14 protein-coding genes and 1 tRNA gene are annotated in these 18,322 nt (G+C 61.4%); 7 read left to right on the top strand and 8 right to left on the bottom strand.

Going from position 1 to position 18,322, the window contains the following annotated elements:
- Positions 1–157: 157 nt before the first annotated feature.
- Positions 158–234: transfer RNA gene (locus tag L972_RS16025), tRNA-Met, on the bottom strand.
- Between the two features lie 196 nt (positions 235–430).
- Here L972_RS16025 and glgX point away from each other — a divergent pair.
- Positions 431–2,494: a glycogen debranching protein GlgX gene (gene glgX, locus L972_RS16030; protein ID WP_047439489.1), complete on the top strand. Its 2,064-nt coding sequence runs from the start codon at positions 431–433 to the stop codon at positions 2,492–2,494.
- A gap of 108 nt (positions 2,495–2,602) precedes the next feature.
- Here glgX and L972_RS16035 read toward each other — a convergent pair whose 3' ends face one another.
- The 3 genes from L972_RS16035 to L972_RS16045 all read right to left on the bottom strand — a co-directional run bounded on the left by L972_RS16035 (position 2,603) and on the right by L972_RS16045 (position 6,299).
- Positions 2,603–3,322, bottom strand: a complete 720-nt coding sequence (locus L972_RS16035; protein WP_047439491.1) for a hypothetical protein — start codon at positions 3,320–3,322, stop codon at positions 2,603–2,605.
- Positions 3,323–3,520: 198 nt separating this feature from the next.
- Positions 3,521–5,158 (bottom strand): ATP-dependent endonuclease, encoded by a 1,638-nt coding sequence (locus L972_RS16040; protein WP_047439493.1) that lies wholly within the window; start codon positions 5,156–5,158, stop codon positions 3,521–3,523.
- Positions 5,159–5,420: 262 nt separating this feature from the next.
- Positions 5,421–6,299, bottom strand: a complete 879-nt coding sequence (locus L972_RS16045) for a helix-turn-helix domain-containing protein (protein ID WP_047439494.1) — start codon at positions 6,297–6,299, stop codon at positions 5,421–5,423.
- A 173-nt stretch (positions 6,300–6,472) separates the two neighbouring features.
- Between L972_RS16045 and L972_RS16050 the strand changes: the two genes are divergently transcribed.
- Both L972_RS16050 and L972_RS16055 read left to right on the top strand, forming a co-directional pair.
- A complete protein-coding gene (locus L972_RS16050; protein ID WP_047439496.1) occupies positions 6,473–7,390 on the top strand; it encodes a DMT family transporter in 918 nt (305 codons plus the stop codon).
- A gap of 69 nt (positions 7,391–7,459) precedes the next feature.
- Positions 7,460–8,326, top strand: coding sequence for a LysR family transcriptional regulator (locus tag L972_RS16055; RefSeq protein ID WP_047439498.1), 867 nt, complete (start codon positions 7,460–7,462; stop codon positions 8,324–8,326).
- A gap of 76 nt (positions 8,327–8,402) precedes the next feature.
- Here L972_RS16055 and L972_RS16060 read toward each other — a convergent pair whose 3' ends face one another.
- The 4 genes from L972_RS16060 to L972_RS16075 all read right to left on the bottom strand — a co-directional run bounded on the left by L972_RS16060 (position 8,403) and on the right by L972_RS16075 (position 13,316).
- Positions 8,403–9,179 carry a TSUP family transporter gene (locus tag L972_RS16060; protein WP_047439500.1) on the bottom strand — a complete coding sequence of 259 codons (777 nt, stop codon included), beginning with the start codon at positions 9,177–9,179 and terminating at the stop codon, positions 8,403–8,405.
- A 195-nt stretch (positions 9,180–9,374) separates the two neighbouring features.
- Positions 9,375–10,130, bottom strand: a complete 756-nt coding sequence (locus tag L972_RS16065; protein ID WP_047439502.1) for a tRNA-uridine aminocarboxypropyltransferase — start codon at positions 10,128–10,130, stop codon at positions 9,375–9,377.
- A gap of 174 nt (positions 10,131–10,304) precedes the next feature.
- The gene (locus L972_RS16070; protein WP_005333476.1) at positions 10,305–11,516 is read right to left on the bottom strand and encodes an ROK family transcriptional regulator; all 1,212 of its coding nucleotides are present in this window, start codon (positions 11,514–11,516) and stop codon (positions 10,305–10,307) included.
- 132 nt (positions 11,517–11,648) lie between these two features.
- A complete protein-coding gene (locus L972_RS16075) occupies positions 11,649–13,316 on the bottom strand; it encodes a methyl-accepting chemotaxis protein (protein ID WP_047439503.1) in 1,668 nt (555 codons plus the stop codon).
- 123 nt (positions 13,317–13,439) lie between these two features.
- Here L972_RS16075 and L972_RS16080 point away from each other — a divergent pair, with 123 nt between their 5' ends.
- From L972_RS16080 to glpC, 4 genes are all read left to right on the top strand, one after another.
- Entirely contained in the window at positions 13,440–13,895 is a 456-nt protein-coding gene (locus L972_RS16080; protein ID WP_081990741.1) for a YchJ family protein, read from the top strand.
- Positions 13,896–14,137: 242 nt separating this feature from the next.
- Positions 14,138–15,811 (top strand): anaerobic glycerol-3-phosphate dehydrogenase subunit A, encoded by a 1,674-nt coding sequence (gene glpA / locus L972_RS16085; RefSeq protein ID WP_047439508.1) that lies wholly within the window; start codon positions 14,138–14,140, stop codon positions 15,809–15,811.
- Positions 15,801–17,066 (top strand): glycerol-3-phosphate dehydrogenase subunit GlpB, encoded by a 1,266-nt coding sequence (gene glpB, locus L972_RS16090; protein ID WP_047439510.1) that lies wholly within the window; start codon positions 15,801–15,803, stop codon positions 17,064–17,066. Before glpA ends, glpB begins: the two co-directional genes overlap by 11 nt.
- A 51-nt stretch (positions 17,067–17,117) precedes the next feature.
- Entirely contained in the window at positions 17,118–18,320 is a 1,203-nt protein-coding gene (gene glpC / locus L972_RS16095) for an anaerobic glycerol-3-phosphate dehydrogenase subunit GlpC (protein WP_047439512.1), read from the top strand.
- Positions 18,321–18,322: the final 2 nt, after the last annotated feature.

The raw sequence follows: 18,322 nt of genomic DNA on the forward strand, positions 1-18,322 counted from the left end.
ATTTGAACCGACGACCTTCGGGTTATGAGCCCGACGAGCTACCGGGCTGCTCCACCCCGCGTCCGAATTTTTTTCTCGAAGTGGCCGAGCAGTAGCCAGTTCGATTTCTCTTTTCCCACCAACCGGTTACACCGGCTTGACTGGTCAGGATCTCAGATGGTTGCGGGGGCCAGATTTGAACTGACGACCTTCGGGTTATGAGCCCGACGAGCTACCGGGCTGCTCCACCCCGCGTCTGAGGTCGCCAATAATAGGCGCCAGCGCACAGATTGCAAGTAAATATCTCAAAAAAAGTTTATTCGTAGATTAATCGGACAAATAGTGCGGTCATTAGCAGCATCATGCTGTTTTTTCAGGCAATCGAGTCCTTGCCAGGCATCCGGCACTACACTCAATAAGGTGAACACTCCTCATTTTGGGTAGGTAGAATATGCGCATCTCCGCCGGTCACTGCCGTCAGTTGGGGGCCACACCCGACAGTCACGGCGTCAACTTCGCGATCTGGGCACGCCTCGCCAGCCGGGTCGAACTACTGCTCTTCGCAAGCGCAGACGATGCGACCCCCGAGGTGATCCCCCTCTCCCCGCGCCTAAACCGCACCGCCTACTACTGGCATATCCATGTGGAGGGGATCTCGGTCGGGCAGCGTTACGCCTATCGCATTCAGGGCCCGTGGCGCCCATATGGCGGCACCCGCTTCGATGCCGAGAAGGTGTTGCTCGACCCTTACGGCCGCAGCATCGAGCTTGGCGCCAATTACGATCGATGGGCGGCGGCCCGTCCAGGCAGCAATCTGGCTTGTTGTGCCAAGAACAAGGTGGTCGATACTCGCCACTACGACTGGGAAGGAGACAAACTGCCCGCTCACTCCCTCTCCCGCTCGGTGATCTACGAGCTGCATCTGGGGGGCTTTACCAAGTCCCCGAGCTCCGGGGTCGATCCGGCGCTGCGTGGCACCTATCTTGGGCTGATTGAGAAGATCCCCTATCTGCAATCTCTCGGTGTCACCGCCATCGAGCTGCTGCCGGTGTTCCAGTTCGATCCTCAGGATGCGCCCAAAGGACTCTCCAACTACTGGGGTTACAGCCCCATGTCCTTTTTCGCCCCCCACGCCCAATACGCCTGTGGCGATGATCCGCTGACCGAATTTCGCGACATGGTCAAGGCGCTGCACAAGGCCAATATCGAGGTGATCTTGGACGTGGTTTACAACCACACCGCCGAGGGGGGTGATGATGGCCCCACCTTCTCGTTTCGCGGCATCGACAACGAGGCCTACTACATCCTCGACAACAACCAGAAGGACACCAACTATTCGGGCTGCGGCAACACCTTCAACGGCGCCCATCCGGTGGTGCTGCGGATGATCATGGACAGCCTCCACTTCTGGCGTCAGGAGATGCACGTCGATGGCTTCCGCTTCGATCTGGCGGCCATTCTGTCGCGGGACGAGTCGGGTCAGCCGCAGGCCAATGCGCCGACCCTGCGCACTATAGATACCGACCCCAACATCGCCGACATCAAGCTGATTGCCGAAGCCTGGGACGCGGGGGGGCTCTATCAGGTAGGGTCACTGGCCGGCGCCCGCTGGCGTGAGTGGAACGGCCAGTTCCGGGATGATGTGCGCCGCTTTCTGCGCGGGGATGACAACAGCGTCACCGCCTTTGTCGAACGGCTCTGCGGCAGTCCCGACATCTACCACTATCACCACGCCGATCCCGAGAAAAGCATCAACTTCGTTACCTGCCACGACGGTTTTACCCTGTGGGACTGGGCCAGTTACAACAGCAAGCACAACGAGGCCAACGGGGAGGAGAACCGTGACGGCTGCGATCACAACTTCAGCTGGAACCACGGCCATGAAGGGGTAACGGAAGATCCCCAGATCAACGCCCTGCGGATGCGCCAGGCCAAAAACATGATGGTAGCGACCCTGCTCTCGGTGGGATCCCCCATGCTGCTAATGGGAGACGAGCTGCTGCGCACCCAGCGGGGCAACAACAACGGCTACTGCCAGGACAATGCCACCTGCTGGATGAACTGGCTGCCCAATGCCCGCAGTCAGGAGATGTTCCGCTTTATGAAGGAGCTGATCCAGTACCGCAAACACCTGTTTCAGCGCCCGGAACAGGAGAGCATGCCGCTGTCACTGACCGAGATCCTGCGCCACAGCGAGATCTGCTGGCATGGGGTAAACGCCGGGCAACCGGATTTCAGCCCCCACTCCCACGCCATCGCCATGTCGGCGCTGTCGAGCGAGACCAAGCTGGCGCTCTATGTGCTGTTCAACGCCTACTGGGAGCCCCTCACCTTCAACCTGCCGAGCCCCCCCAAGGGGGTCGGCGGCTACTGGCGGCGGATCCTCGATACCGCCCTCCCCTCGCCGCAAGATATCTGCACCTTCGGCATGCCGCTGGAGGGATTGACCCGGGAGTATCTCGCCCAGCCGCGCAGCAGTTGCCTCTTTATCTGCGGGGCAGACGATTTCTATTGATCGATAGCTGCTAATTGATTGCTGTGAATTGATAGTTGCGATTCCTGCAAGCCAGATATGCAAAAGCCCCGAGTGTTGGCTCGGGGCTTTCTCTTTTCAGCGCCAGTGTCAGATCAGTTGGTGCAACACACTGGTAGCGGCAATCTGGGCGATCAGCAGGCCACACAGGGAGGTGGAGACCACCACTGGCGCGGTATCACGCTGCAAATAGAGCGGGCTGAACCAGAGCAGCAGAGAGGCCACCAGCAGCGCTGCCTGGGTCACCACCGCCGGGATCAGGGCATCGAGATTGGCCTCACCCCCTTGCCAGCCCACCAGCACTGCCAGCCAGACAAGGCTGGCCATCGCCCCCACCAGACCGGCCAGCGGCAACAGGGTATTGAATGCCTTGAGACGATGACGGGCCCGCAGCAGCATCAGGTGGGCAAAGGCCGCCCCCAGCATCGCCATCTGCAGCAGACCGCTCACCCAGCCCTGCAGTTGCAGCAGCCCGATGCCATAGAGAGCGAGCGGCAACGCCGGTAGCCAGAGCAGTGTCGAGGGGACTGAACGCTTGCCCTCCAGCCGTGACTGGGCCAGCGACAAGCCAACCCCGAGCACCAGTGCGGCCCCACCACTCCAGATGAGCCAGCTGGCCACCTTGGCCTCTACCGCCAACATCAGAGAGAGCGCGGTAATAACCCAGATGGAGAAGAGCTGCTGACTGATGCGCGAGCGCTGGCCAGGGCAGATATCACCGCGCCACAGCACGATACCGAGGGAGATCAGGGCGCCAAGCGCCATCAATCCGGTAAGGGGAAAGAGCCAAAAAGGGAGTTGGACGAACACGATGCCTCCAGCAGTAAAGATTCGAGGTGCGCCACCGGGGCGCCAGAGAGGGGCGAGTATACCCAAACCGAGGGCTATCCCCAATCGTGACAAACAATCGTGGGCAAACAATCCGGGGCAATTTGCTGCCAGCAGAGCCCACCTTGAGGGGCGCACTGCTGGCAGCCATATCCATAGTGACGGGATGCAGCGCTGGCGTTAGCCCTGACCGCGGGCCAGCGCCACCACCCGGGCAAACATCTGGCGGATCACCGGCGGAATATGCTCGGCGCCGAGCCGCTCCGCCTCTTCCACCACCGCCAGCGCCATTCCCGGCTTGCTGCGGTGATGGATCGCCTTGTTGATGATGTGACTGGCGCTCCACATGGCGCGCCCGCCCACCCCCGCCTCGCGGCGAAACACAGCTTCAAAACCGTTGTGATAGAGGTAGTGCTCGATGTCGGCGGCAGGGAGCTGGGTCAGTCGGTCCCGTTCCCGCTCTCCCTTGAGCTGGCCCCGGGCCGAGGTGGCATACTTGAGCCCCGCCTCGTCGCCATCGGTCAACAGGTGCCACTCGATGCCAAAATCCCGCGCCACCTTGATGAGCGGCGACTGGCCGCACTGGGCAAACTCGATGATCCGCACCCCTTCGGCCCGCAGACTGTAACCGCAGATCTGCGCCAGCTCGGAGAGCAGCCAGATCTCGGTCTCCCCCTCCACCAGCAGCCAGCAACGGGCAAACAGCGACATGGGGCGGTTGATCCGCACGTGGAAGGCGATCTTGCGCAGATCGTCGCTGCTGTAACGCTCGCCCCCCAGCTGGTGACAGAGGATATCCTGCTGACGGCGTACCAGCCGCCGCACCTGATTGAGTGGCAGGGAGGAGAGCAAGTCCCCCGAGTTGGTGGTGAGCAGCTTCTGGCCCGGCAATTGTTCCAGCAGCCCCCACGCCAGCGCCAGCATGGTCGGATGCAGCCGGCTCTCAGGATCCTCCAGGATCATGATGGGACGGGCCCCCTCCTCCAGCTCGCGGTTGCCACGCGCTTGCAGCAGGGTAGCCGCCATCCCCGCCATCGCCAGCTGCAGCGCGCGGTTATCGGCGCGGCGCAGCAGGGTATGCAGGTTGCCAGGATTGCGCAATGTCATGGGGCGATTGATGATGTCGCGCTGACTGCGCGGCTTGTTCTTGATGGGGGCCAGAGCGTTGAAGTAGTGATCCATCAGCTGGCGCACCGCCTGCAACGCCTCTTTGAGCTCCGGTTCGCCGATCCGCTGGGGTTCGTCGATCAGCTTGTCCGCCAGCTCGCTCAGGCGATGCTCGGAGAGATCTCCCCACTGCAATGTCTCCACCCCGTTGCGAGCGGTACGGGCGTCCCGCAACCGGAACACCGGGTTCATGGTGATGAGCATGCAGACAAGCTCGTGGGTATTGGCGATGGGCAAGCTCTTGCCTACCCCGTCGAGAAAGTCGTGAATGGTGAGCACAGAGCCATCCGCCTGCATCTCGGCGCTGGCGCGATAGTGAATGCGGTGGAATTTGTCCTTGTGCAGCACCCAGGAGGGGCAAAGACGGGCCAGCCGACGGGAGTGCTGACACATCTGGGGTCTGTGCTCACTGAAAGTGAGCACCAGTTGCAGGTGGCGCGCCGGGGCCAATTCGGGATCTTCCGGTTGGTGAAAATCCTCGGCGGTGAACTGATAGGGCTCGGCATCCTGCCCCAGCAGACACCAGAGGGCGCGCAGCAGGCTCGATTTGCCCCAGGTATTCTCACCGATCAGCACTGTGGTCTGATCCAGCCCGAGCGACAGGCGATTTATACCGCGAAAACCTTTGACTTCAATACGTTCCAGAAACATCCAGCCATGTCCACATCATTGTGATGGGGCAATAGTGGCAAAGTTACCGGAAAAATCCTATCGCAGGCGGGGCTTTTTCAACGTGAACTGTGAGGCACTGCAGGTTCGGGAGGGGTAACAACAGCGGTGCGATCTTGCGGGGCATTCCAGTGGCTGAACCAGAGATGACGGGTACGGATTTGACGTTTGCGATAATTCAATGGGCATTCCTTTCAATGGATAAGTGGTAGAGAGTACACCTCTTTTGCCCAAAGTCTCAGGGTTATCTGTGACGAGAAGATGACAATTGCGCCCGCCACTGCCCCGGCGTCAAACCAAACGCCTCGCGAAAACGATTGCCGAAATGGGCCTGGGAAGAGAAGCCACACTGACTGGCAATACTGGCCAGCGGCTCGGGGCCAGCCAACAACTGCTTGGCCCGTTTGAGTCGCAGCCCCAGCAGATAGCGGTGGGGTGGGCAGCCGAGACTCTGGCCAAACATCCGGGCAAAGTGATACTCGCTCAGCCCCGCCTGCTGGGCCAGCTCTGCCAGCGTGACCGAATCGGCCAGATGGGCCTGCAGATACTCCTGCACCCGCTTGATCACCACGGGCGCCAGCCCGCCGCGCAGAGGCGGCAGACCGGGAGCCTCCTCGGTGTGGTGGCGATAGGCGTGGAGGATCAACATCCAGGCGCCGTGGGAGAGTGCCAGCCGATCGACCCCGTGCTGCCACTGCAGTTGCATCAACTGGCGCTGCACCAGTCCGGCCGCCTGCGGATCGTCGATAAAGGTCTTGTCCACCAGTTGCAGGTGGCGCCCCTCCTTGTCACACACCTCCTCGGCGATACGGGTGAGGTGAGTCGGGGTGAAGTAGATATGAAAGAAGCGAAACTCTTCGCGCACCAGCCACTCGGATCTGTGGTGATCCGGCATGATGCACACCTTGCCGGTGCCGCCGTGGCCACCCGGCCCATCGAGTCGCTCGGTCTGCTCGCCTCCTTGCAGATAGACGCTCAGGGTGTGGTGGCCCGGCTTGTGATAGCGGGTCTGGTCATAGCAGTTGCGCCAACTGGCGACGCCAAGCCCGGGTTCGAGCCAGCAGGCGTCCTCCAGCCGGGCGCCGGTGCTGACCAGTGCATCAAATACCCCTGCTGTTTTCATTCGCCCCTGCCGCCTGTTCCGGTTATGTGTACGGGTTATCCCGCTGCCATCCATCTTACCGACCGCGCCTGCAGATGACAGCGCAGGGCGATGAAAAACCGCAAGATGGTGCAATCCAGCCATCAGGGCTCGCCCCATAGTGGGTCATCTCTCCCTGACTCACCGGAACTGTGATGAATCTGATGCTCTATCTTGCCACCGTGCTTATCTGGGGCAGCACCTGGATTGCCATCGCCTGGCAACTTGGCCCCATCCCCATCGAGGTGTCGGTGCTCTACCGCTTCCTGCTGGCGGCGGTGGCACTGTTTGCACTGCTCGCCGCCAGCGGCCGCTTTCCGCGCCTGCCGTGGCATGGCCAGCGCTATGCGGCGCTGCTCGGTGCCCTGCTCTTTTCCACCAACTTTCTCTGCTTCTACCACGCCACACGCTATATCCCGAGCGGCATGTCGGCGGTGATCTTCGCCAGTGCCAGCATCTTCAACGGCCTCAACCTCTGGCTGTTCGAGCGCAAGCGCCCCACCCTGCGCTGGTTGCAAGGCTCCTTGCTGGGGCTCTTTGGCACCCTGTTACTGTTCTGGCCGGTGCTGGCGGATGCGCAACTGGGTGCAAACGGCTGGAAGGGGTTGCTGCTCGCCTGCGGCGGCACCCTCTGCTTTTCGCTGGGCAATCTGGTCTCGGCCCGGGGCCAGCGCCATGGCTACCACGTACTGCAACTGGTGCCCTGGGGCATGGTTTACGGCGTGGTGCTGTTGCTGGGCTGGGTCACATTGCTCGGGCAGCAACTGGTGGTGCCGACCGATGGCCACTATCTGGCGGCCATGGTCTACCTCGCCCTGTTTGGCTCGGTGATCGCTTTTACCGCCTACCTGACGCTGGTGGGGCGCATCGGGGCCAGCAAGGCCTCCTACGCCACCGTGCTCTTTCCGCTGGTGGCGCTTACCCTCTCCACCTTTTATGAAGGCTTTGTCTGGCAGCCGGTCTCGGTGGCCGGAGTGGTGATCAGCCTCATCGGCAATCTGGTGATCTTCGCGCCGCCCTTAAGCGAGTGGCGCATTCGACCGGCCAAGGCAGCAAACGACCCTTGCTCCTGAGCCAGTCAGCCCCTAAGGTAGCGCTGATCAATCTGTGACGATCCTGATGGCGATAAACAAGGGGGCGAGATGTTACTGGAAGGGCTGGAGACGCTGAGCCTGCTGGCAAGTGAAGGAACCATGGCCAAGGTGGCCAGTCGCCTCTATATCAGCCAGTCGGCGGTAAGCAAGCGGATTGCCCAGCTGGAGCAGCGCCTTGGCAAGAAGTTGATCGAGCCGGAGGGGCGCCAGATCCGCCTCACCCCGCAGGCCCACGAGCTGCTGGAACGAGTTGCCCCGAGTCTGGCCGAAATGAAGGGGGTGCTTGCCGATAGCCAGGATCTGGCGGATCAGAGCCCCCTCCCCATCGCCTGCTCCGAAACCCTGCTGGCGGGTTATCTCGCCCACTTTATGCGCGACTATCTGGAGCGCGATCCCCACCTTGCCCTCTCCACCCACCACACGCCGGTCATTCTGGCGCGGGTGCGCAGCGGTGATGCCCTGCTCGGCATCTGCGCCGGTCGGCTCCCTCCCGGCCATGGCCTAGGCGCCGATCTGCTGCTTGAGGAGCCCTTCTATCTGGTGGGCGAGGCGCAGCAGAGCCTGCCGCCAGCCAGCGCAGAAAGCAGGCGCAAGATCCTCACCATGGATCTGGAGAACCCCTCCAACCGCTACCTGCGCGAACCGCTGGCTGATTTGGGGCTGGAGCCCGCCATGGAGCTCGACTCCTATCTGGCGCTCATCGAACTCGCCAAGGCAGGTATTGGCCCTGTGCTTCTCCCCGCTGGCCTGCTGGGGCTGGTGGAAGAGCAGGGAGAAATGGCGCGTCCACTGCCCGGACTGGGCCGCCCCCTGCATCTGGTCTACCGGCTAAACAGCCTCAAGCGCGAGCGCATTGCCCGGCTGGTGAGCGCCCTGCACCAACACTTTCGCCACCGCAGCGACACGCCGAGCTAGCGCTGTAAAACACCAGATGTGACAACGGGGCCCTTGGGCCCCGTAAACATCCGATTTATCGCACACTCGCCGCGGCTCAGATCCAGGCAAACAGCTCCGGATACTGGCTCCACACCAGCTTGGCAGACATCAGCAAGGAGACGGTCACCAGCAGCGGCTTGATCAGCTTCACCCCTTTTTTCAGCACCATCTTGGAGCCAAAACGGGCGCCGATGAATTGCCCCAGCGCCATGCAGAAGCCGACACTCCACACCACCTTGCCACCGAGAGCAAAGAACAGCAGGGAGGCGATGTTGGAGGTGAAGTTGAGCAGCTTGGTATGGGCGGTGGCCCGCGCCATGCCAAAGCCTGCCAGCGCCACGAAACCGATAGCAAAGAATGAACCGGTTCCCGGCCCGAAGAAGCCGTCATAAAAGCCGACACCGCCCCCCACCAGCAGCGCAAACAGCATGGGAGTCAGACGGCGGGAGCTCTCGGCATCGCTTACCCGCGGCGAGAAGAAGAAGTAGCAGGCAAAGGCGATAAGCAGAAAAGGGAGCAGGCGCTCGAGAATGGCGGCGTCTATTGTCTGTACCGCCAGCGTGCCCACAGCGGCGCCGATAAAGGTGCAGATCACCGCAGGCCAGATCATGGCCCACTCCAGCAGCCCCTTGCGGGCATAGAACCAGGTGGCGGAGAAGGAGCCAAAACTGCTCTGCAGCTTGTTGGTACCGAGCACCAGCGCGGGCGGCATGCCGGTCGCCAGCAGAGCAGGCACTGTCAACAGGCCGCCGCCACCGGCGATGGCATCGATAAAGCCGGCGACAAGCGCCACACCGAACAGGGCAAACAGGGTAACCAGTTCCAATTCCATCCATAGACCTCACGAGAGTGGGTTGCCCGAAGTAGCAACCGGAGATAACCAAAACGACGTTGTGCGGGGGGCACAGGCTGTTCGCTATGCTAGCGGGCCACTGACCATGAATCTAACGAAACAGTGGCAGCCAATTGATTCCTGATTTTCATTAATTTGAGCGGCCATGCCCCTGGCCCCCCCTCAGAAGGCCAGTTAGCAAGCCGTTGAAGCAACGTTCGCTTCCTTGATGGCCGCCAGCGCCTCACGGAGATGCTCCTCATCGGCACCGGGGAAACGGCTGACCCGACCGGCCATGTAGCGGCTGCTGAACAGATTGAACCAGTGCTGCAGTGCCTGACCCGCCTTGAGCTCCCCCGCCACTTCCAGCACGCAGGCCGCCACTTCGGCGGTGCAGAGGTGCTCATCGCAGTTGGCCACCCGCATGCCGTAGGTGGAGAGCGTATCGGGTTTGATGGCGAGCACCGGAAAACCGTCCAGATAGGGGCTCTTGTTGAACATCTTGCGCGCCTCCGGCCAGGTGCCATCAAGCAGGATAAAGAGCGGTTTTTTACCCGGTGCCAACGTCACCTCGCCGGTCAGGCGGGCAGGCGCCTTCTCGCAAGCGGGAAAGACTACATAGGGCTGCCAGGCGGGATCGGCCAGCAGGGCCAGCAGCTCGGGATGGGGCTGGGTGCGCGACCAGAGAAACGCCCAGGTGGAATCCGGCAACACATCGGCGATCAGGCGACCGGTGTTGGAGGGCTTCATCGGCTCGCTGTCATACATCAGCAGGCAGAAACCGGCCTCCGCTTTGAGCTCGGGGCGCCACTCGCAGGCACACCAGTCCTCGCGCAGCTGACAGGCCGGACAGCGGGCCAGGGTGCCGCCACGGGCAAGAAACGGTCGGGTAGAGATACTCTTGCGCCAGGCCCGCAGGCGGTTGACGGCGTGATCAGGAACAGGCTTCATCTAGGTTCACAACTGGAGTCAAAACAGGAACGGCAGCGGTGCCAACAAGTCACGCCGCCACAGGGCGCGATAACAGGGGGACTGCCGGAAAAGCGCAAGATTGTACCGAGTTACGGGCTGGCGGAACAGCAATCCGTGCCCCTTTCGCCAGACACAGAGCCAACTCCTCTTGCCTTACGACTCCTGACAGCTGCGCAGCAGCTCCAGCAACAGGCTGCCATCGCGCAGTGCCTTGTGCACCTGCACCGAAGTGGGCTTGGTGGGATCTTCGTAGAAGTGGGTGGATTCAATCTGCAGCCGCACCAGATATTCGGCGGGCAACTGGCTGGCCAGCGACTGGTGCAGCATGGGGAACAGCAGCCGATCGGCACGGGTGATTTCCCCCCCCAGCAGCAGCTTACCCGGATTGAGCAGGCAGATGAGATTGGAGAGTACCTTGGAGAGGCGACCCGCCGCCTGATGGAGAATATCCTGACAAAGGCTGTTGCCTGCAAGCGCCAGCTCGCACAGCTCGCGGATGGTGACGCTCTCGGGCAAGTCGTGCTCCTGCATCCGCTCGCGCAGATCCCGGTATTGCGCCTCCAGCGCCTGATTGGTCACCAGGGTACAAGCGCAGCCAAAGCCGCCGCAGTAGCAGCGCTGGCCATAGGGTTCGAGCTGCAGGTGGCTGAGATCCCCGAGCAGCGCATTCTCGCTCTCAATAAGCTGACCATTGACCACCATACCGACCCCGATGTCGTTGTGGACAAACACCAGCACCGCATCGGCGCAATTTTTGGCGGCCCCCCACTCCCGCTCGGCCTGGATCCAGGTGCGCACGTCACCGCTCACCAGCACAGGTACCGAGAACGCCTGTTGCAGAGTCGGGCCAAGGGGCCAGTTGCGCAGATCGTAGAAGGGGAAGTGCTTGACCATGCCGGAGTGGCGCTCCACCTGACCCGGCAGGCAGAGGGCGATACAGGCCAGACTGAGGGACTTTCTCGGCAAAAACACCTTGATGGCGTGCACCAGACTGCCCAGCAGATCGGCGCGCTCCTCCTCGGTAAAGAGGTGGCGCTGGCGGGCCAGCGAGCGGCCGGAGAAGTCAAACAGCGCCATGTCCACATAGCCCCGCCCCAGGCGCATGGAGAGAAACTGGAAGCGGCGCTCGTTGATGCGCAGCAAAGTCTGACGACGGCCGCGCCCCACCGAACTTTCACCACAGGTGACCACCAGACCCCCATCGAGCAGTTCCCTGGTGATCTTGGTGATACTGGCAGGCGAGAGGCCGGTCAGGCGGGAGAGATCGGTGCGCGACAGCTCCTTGTGCTCTTCCAGGCTGGCATAGACCAGGCCGTAGTTGAGCTGCCGGATCAAATCGATACTACCTTTCACGATCTCATTCATAGGGTATGGGGCAAAGGCTGAAAAAAAGAGGCTGGCAATTTTCACACATTATTGGTCAATCCCCAAATAAAGTGCGGCCTGAACCGGGGGTCAGGCCGCATCTTGTGGTTGCCGTCACGGACCATTGCAAGATCAATAACGGAATTGCGATACCAGTTTGCGCAATTTGTCGCCGGTACTGGCCAGATCGCGGGTGGTGCTGTTGGATTCCACCGCCGCGCTGGTCAGCTCGCTGACAATCTGCTGAATGGCCACCAGGTTCTTGTTGATCTCCTCGGAGACCGCGTGTTGCTCCTCGGCGGCGGTGGCGATCTGGATGTTCATGTCGTTGATGGTACTGACCGCCATCACCATGCTGTCGAGGGAGCTGGCGATATGGCTCGCCTCCTGCACCGTCTCCTGGCTGCGATCCTCGCTCGCCTGCATCACCTCCACCGCCTGCTTCACCCCACCCTGCAGACGTTGCAGCATCTCGTTGATCTCTTTGGTGCTCTGTTGGGTACGGCCGGCCAGCGAACGCACTTCGTCCGCTACCACCGCAAAGCCGCGCCCCTGCTCACCGGCGCGGGCCGCCTCGATGGCAGCGTTCAGCGCCAGCAGGTTGGTCTGCTCGGCAATGCCGCGAATGACCTCCACCACAGAGCCAATCTTGGCAGTCTCTTGCGCCAATTGCTCGATAACGCCGGAGGCGGTATGTACCTCCCCCACCAGCCGGTTGATACTGTTGATGGCCCCGCTCACCACCCCTCGGGCGGCGTCCGATTCACGGGCCGCATCGCTGGTTGCTGTCGCGGCATTGGAGGCACTGGCAGCCACCTCCTGCGCGGTGGAGCTCATTTCGGTCACCGCTGTGACCACCTGATCGGTCTCGCGACTGTGACCCTGCATCTGATGGTCATAGTGCTCGCTAAGATGGTGCAACTTGTCGACCGCGCTGAAGAGGTGATTGCTGGTCTCGCCCACCTGACTCACCACCGACTGGATCCGCTCGACAAAGCGGTTGAAGGCGCTGGCCAGCTGGCCAATCTCGTCCTGACTCTGCACCTTGAGACGCTGGGTCAGATCCCCGTCGCCGTTGGCAATATCGTTCAATGCCAGCACCGCATCCGCCAACGGCTTGGTGACCCGGTTGCCCACAATGACGGTTGCCACCAGGGTGATACCGAGGATCAGCAGGATCACCAGCACACTGCTCTGCAACGAGGCATGCATGTTGCTCTCGCGCTCTGCCCGCAAGGCCGCCAGCTCGTTGTCGATATCATCGATATAAAAACCGGTACCAATGGCCCACTGGTATTTGTCCAGCACCAGAGTAAAGGCCAGTTTGGGAGCATCGCGACCGATGGAGGGCTTGGCCGTCCAGTATTCGGTAAAACCATCCCCCTGACGGGCCGATTTAAGGATCTCCTGGATCAGCAATTTGCCCTTAGCATCCTTGTCGTTCCAGCGGTTTTTCCCCTCCAGCTCGGTACGCACCGGCAGCAGTATGGTGTTGCCCTCGAAGTCATAGACAAAGAAGTAGCCGTCACTGCTGTAACGCAGCGGCCTGAGCAACTCTTTGACCTTTTGACGATTTTCCGGAGAATCCGGCAGGGAATACACGGCATCGACGGCGGTTTTGGCCATCATGATGTAACTGCTGAGCAGCGCTTTACGCTCCTTGATGGCATTTTCCCTCGCCACCACCAGATCAGACTCCAGATCACTCTTGGAGACCATGTAGTTACTGAGATTGACCACCAGGGCCATCAGCAGCACGGGTACTGCACCCAGTAACAGGATTTTCTGCTTTAGCGTCATCTTTCACATCCTTGCAGCTGTTTTTATTGGAATTCCTTGCTTACCCATCAGTATAGGTGCTGGCAGGGCGAGCCCAGCTTTCGTTACAATTCCCTTAAACAAATCGGCCAAAACGTGAAAATCATGAATCTTTGTCCTTGCGGCTCAACCCTTTCTCTCGAATTGTGCTGTGGCTCACGTCACAGTGGCGCAGTGGCTGACACCCCGGAGCAGCTGATGCGCTCGCGCTACAGCGCTTTTGTGCTCGGTCTGGGGGAGTATCTGGTCCATAGCTGGCACCCGGCCCACCTTGGCGGCCTCACCGCCGAAGAGCTTTCACGCATCGACACCCGCTGGGACGGTCTCGAGATCATCGCCAGCCAGGGCGGCCCGGAGGATGAAACCGGGATGGTGGAGTTCAAAGCCTGGTTTCTGGACGGGGATGAGCGTCACTGCCTCCATGAGCGTTCTCGCTTCGTGCGTTATCAGGGGCGCTGGGTCTACACCGAGGGAGAGCAGGATCCGGCTCCCCTCAAGGCGGGGCGCAACGATCCCTGCCCATGTGGCAGCGGCAAAAAGCACAAGAAGTGCTGCGGCTGACGCATCACACACCCACCAGACTCGTCAAACAGTGACAAGGGGCATCCGATGCCCCTTTTTTGTGTCTGCCATTCGCCACCAGCCCATCAACCGATGCGATAACAAGCGTGACAAATGTCACATAATGCTCATTAACGCGCGAGCAAATGAGCGTTTGCGAGCGCAAACTTGGCCCATATCAAACATTTTCACTCAGAAGTAGGCCACACTGGCCTCATCTGGAAGAGATGAGACGGGCAACAATGAAAAGAATAACTACACAAGTCGTCATCATAGGCGGCGGTGCCACAGGGGCCGGCATCATGCGCGATTGCGCACTGCGCGGCATCGACTGCATCCTGCTCGAGCGCGATGATATCGCCGCCGGCACCACCGGCCGCAACCACGGCCTGCTCCACTCCGGTGCCCGCTACGCGGTGACGGATCAGGAGTCCGCCCGCGAATGCATCCAGGAAAACCGCATCCTCAAGCGGATTGCCAGCCACTGTGTCGAGGACACGGGCGGCCTCTTCCTCACCCTGCCGGAAGATGACATCAATTTCCAAACCACCTTTATGGATGCCTGCGCCCTGGCCGGTATCGAAACCCGCCAGCTCGATCCCGGTGAAGCCCTGCGTATGGAGCCCAACGCCAACCCGGCGATGATCGGCGCCATCCATGTGCCGGATGGTACGGTCGACCCGTTCCGCCTCGCCGCCGCCAACGTGCTGGACGCCAAAGAGCATGGCGCACGTATCTTCACCCACAGCAAGGTGCTGGGACTGCTGCGCACGCAAGATCGGGTACACGGGGTCAAGGCGATCAACACCCGCACCGGCGAAGCGTTCGAGGTGGAGTGTCAGGAGGTGATCAACGCCGCCGGCATCTGGGGCCAGCAAATTTGCGAATACGCCGATCTCGGCATCCGCATGTTCCCGGCCAAGGGCTCCCTGCTCATCATGGATTACCGCATCAACCAGCTGGTGCTCAACCGCGCCCGCAAACCGGCGGATGCGGACATTCTGGTGCCGGGCGATACCATCTCCCTCATCGGTACCACCTCCAGTCGCATCGATTACAACAAGATTGACCAGCTCACCGTCGAGCCCGAAGAGGTGGAGGTGCTGCTGCGCGAAGGTATCAAGCTCGCTCCCATCATGGCCCGCACCCGTCTGCTGCGCGCCTACGCAGGCGTTCGCCCGCTGGTGGCGGTGGACGGTGACGACACCGGCCGCAATATCAGCCGCGGCATAGTGCTGCTGGATCACGCCGAGCGCGATGGCCTCAAGGGCTTCAACACCATCACCGGCGGCAAGCTGATGACCTACCGCCTGATGGCCGAGTGGGCCACCGATCTGCTGGCCAAGAAACTCGGCAACAGTAAACCCTGCCAGACCGCCGAACTTAGCCTGCCCGGCTCGCGGGATCCGGAAAAGGTCTCCGCTCCCGGTCTCTCGGTGCCGGTCGAAGGCTCCGCCCAGTACCGCCACGGCGAGCGGGTCATCGCCTTCTTCCGTGACAATCCGAAAGCCAACGCCCTGATCTGCGAGTGCGAAATGGTCACCGCGGGCGAAATCGAATACGCCCTGCGCGAGCTGGATGTGGACAACCTCATCGACCTGCGCCGCCGCACCCGTCTGGGGATGGGGCCCTGTCAGGGCGAGCTGTGCGCCTACCGCGCCGCCGGTCTGATGCAGGAGTATGGCAAGGCCGACGGTCGCCAGGCCTGCGTCATGCTGCGCCAGTTCCTCGAGGAGCGTTACAAGGGAACCCGCCCCGTCCTGTGGGGCGATGCCTTGCGCGAGGCCGAGTTCACCTACTGGATCTACGAAGGGCTGTTTGGCCTGGGGGAATGGACGACGCCACAGCTGGTTGCCGATACCCCACGCGACCCAACCAGCGAGACCACTCACAAGGAGAGCCGTCATGAAGTTTGACAATATCGTTATCGGCGGTGGCATGGCGGGACTCTCGGCTGCCCTGCGGCTGGTGGAGGCAGGCCAGAAGACCCTGCTGATGGCCTCCGGCCAGAGTGCCCTGCACTTCTCCTCCGGCTCGGTCGATCTGCTCGAAAGCGAGGGAGATCCCCGCGCCGCCCTGCCCGCCTTTATGGCTGCCCATCCGGATCACCCCTACAGCAAAGTAGGAATGCAAAATATCGAAGCGAGTCTGGCCGATCTGCAGCGCCACTGCGCCGAGCAGGGATTGCCGCTGGTGCGCCACGACACCAATCACCAGCGCCTGACTCCCATCGGTACCCTCAAGCGCACCTGGCTCTCCCCCGATACCTGTGCTTGCGTCACCGATGCGCCGATCCCGGACGTGCTGCTGCTGGCCACCCTCGAGGGCTTTCGCGACTTTCATCCGGCACTGGCGGCCGCCAATCTGGCGACCCATCCGCGCTTTGCCCACTGCCGTATTCTGACCGGCGAAATCCGCCTGCCCCAGCTGGCCGAATTCAGCCGCAATCCCCACGAGTTTCGCTCAGCCGACATCGCGCGCCTGTGTGACAAGCATCATCTGGTGGCCGATTTGGCCCGCGAGATCAGCCGCATGGTGCAGGAGAGCGGCGTACCCGGCTGCCGCCATATCGTGCTGCCCGCCTGCCTTTCGCTGGGGCTGGTTGGCCCGCGTCTGGCGGAGCTGGAACAGCGTACCGGCTGCACCATCAAGGAGGTGGCCACCATGCCGCCATCACTGATCGGGATGCGGATGCAGGAAGCCCTCAAACGCCGCTTCATCGCCCTTGGCGGCACCTTCCTCACCAGCGAGCGGGTGCTGGGTGCCCGCTACGAAGGTGACCGGGTAGTCGGCGTACATACCCAGAATGGCGATGATCAGCTGTTTGAAGCGGACAACTTTGTGCTCGCCTCCGGCAGCTTCTTCAGCCGCGGGCTGGAGTCCCGTCTGCGTGGCATTCGCGAGCCCATCTTCGATGCCGATGTACTGAGTCTGGAGGAGCGGGACGCCTGGGCCGGTCGTCGGCTGTTTGACCACCACCCTTTCATGGGATTCGGGGTCAAGACCGACGACAAGCTCAGAGTGCTGCGCGGTGGCAAGCCGCTCGCCAACCTCTACGGCGCTGGCAGCGTGCTGGCGCACTATGACCCCATCAAGGAGGGGTCTGGTTCTGGTGTCGCGGTTGCTACCGGCTGGCAGGCTGCCGGCCATATTCTGGGCGCGGCCCAATGATTACTACGTCCCATATCCCGTGTCTTCATCATCGCCGGGAGGAGAACTGACATGCTACTGGATCATGCCAACCAAACTTTCGATCAGTGCATCAAATGCACTGTCTGTACCGCCTACTGCCCGGTGGCCAAGGCCAACCCCGCCTACCCCGGCCCGAAACAGGCGGGCCCGGATGGGGAACGGCTGCGGATCAAGAGCCCGGAGCTGTTTGACAGCGCCCTCAAGCACTGCACCAACTGCAAACGCTGTGAAGTGGCCTGCCCGAGCGGGGTGCGCATCGGTGACATCATTGCCAAGGCCAAGCATCATTACAGCGGTTTCAAACCGGGGATCCGCGAGTTCGTGCTCTCCCACACCGATCTGATGGGCAGCATGTCTACCCTGATGGCCCCGGTAGTCAACTTCACCACCGGCCTCAAGCCGATGAAGCTGGTGCTGGACAAGGCGCTGGGGGTCTCATCCCACCGCGATCTGCCCAAATACTCCCAGGGCACCTTCCGCGGCTGGTACAAGAAGCAAAAAGAATCTCAGGCCCGCTTTGCGCGGCAGATCGCCTACTTCCACGGCTGCTACGTCAACTACAACCACCCGCAGCTTGGCAAGGAGCTGGTACAGGTGCTCAACGCCATGAACATCGGCGTGCAGTTGCTGGAGCGGGAGAAGTGCTGCGGCGTACCGCTGATTGCCAACGGCTTCATGGACAAGGCCAAGCAGCAGGCGGCCTTCAATATCAAGCAGATGGAAAACTCCCTGCTGGGCAACGAGATGCCGCTGCTAGCCACCTCCTCCACCTGCGGCTTTACCCTGCGCGATGAATATCCCCACCTGCTGGAGCAGGACAACCACAAGGTGCGGGATCGCATCTCGCTGGTGACCCGCTTCCTGTGGAACGAGTTTTACAAGGGCAACAAACCGGCGATGAAGCCGCTCAATCTGCACATCGCCTACCACACCCCCTGCCACATGGAGAAGATGGGGGGCGTCATCTACACCCTCGAATTGCTGCGCGCCATTCCCGGGGTCATGGTAACGGTACTGGAGTCCCAGTGCTGCGGCATCGCCGGCACCTACGGCTTCAAGTCCGAAAACTACCAGACCAGCCAGACCATCGGCGAGGGGCTGTTTGATCAAATCAACCGCCTCTCCCCCGATCTGGTGATCACCGACTGCGAGACCTGCAAATGGCAGATCGAGATGAGCACCAGCTTCCGCTGTGAACATCCGATCCACCTGTTGGCACAGGCGTTGGCCTGAAT

It is taken from the genome of Aeromonas sp. ZOR0001 (genome assembly GCF_000801015.1).
Classification (GTDB): Bacteria; Pseudomonadota; Gammaproteobacteria; order Enterobacterales; family Aeromonadaceae; genus Aeromonas; species Aeromonas veronii.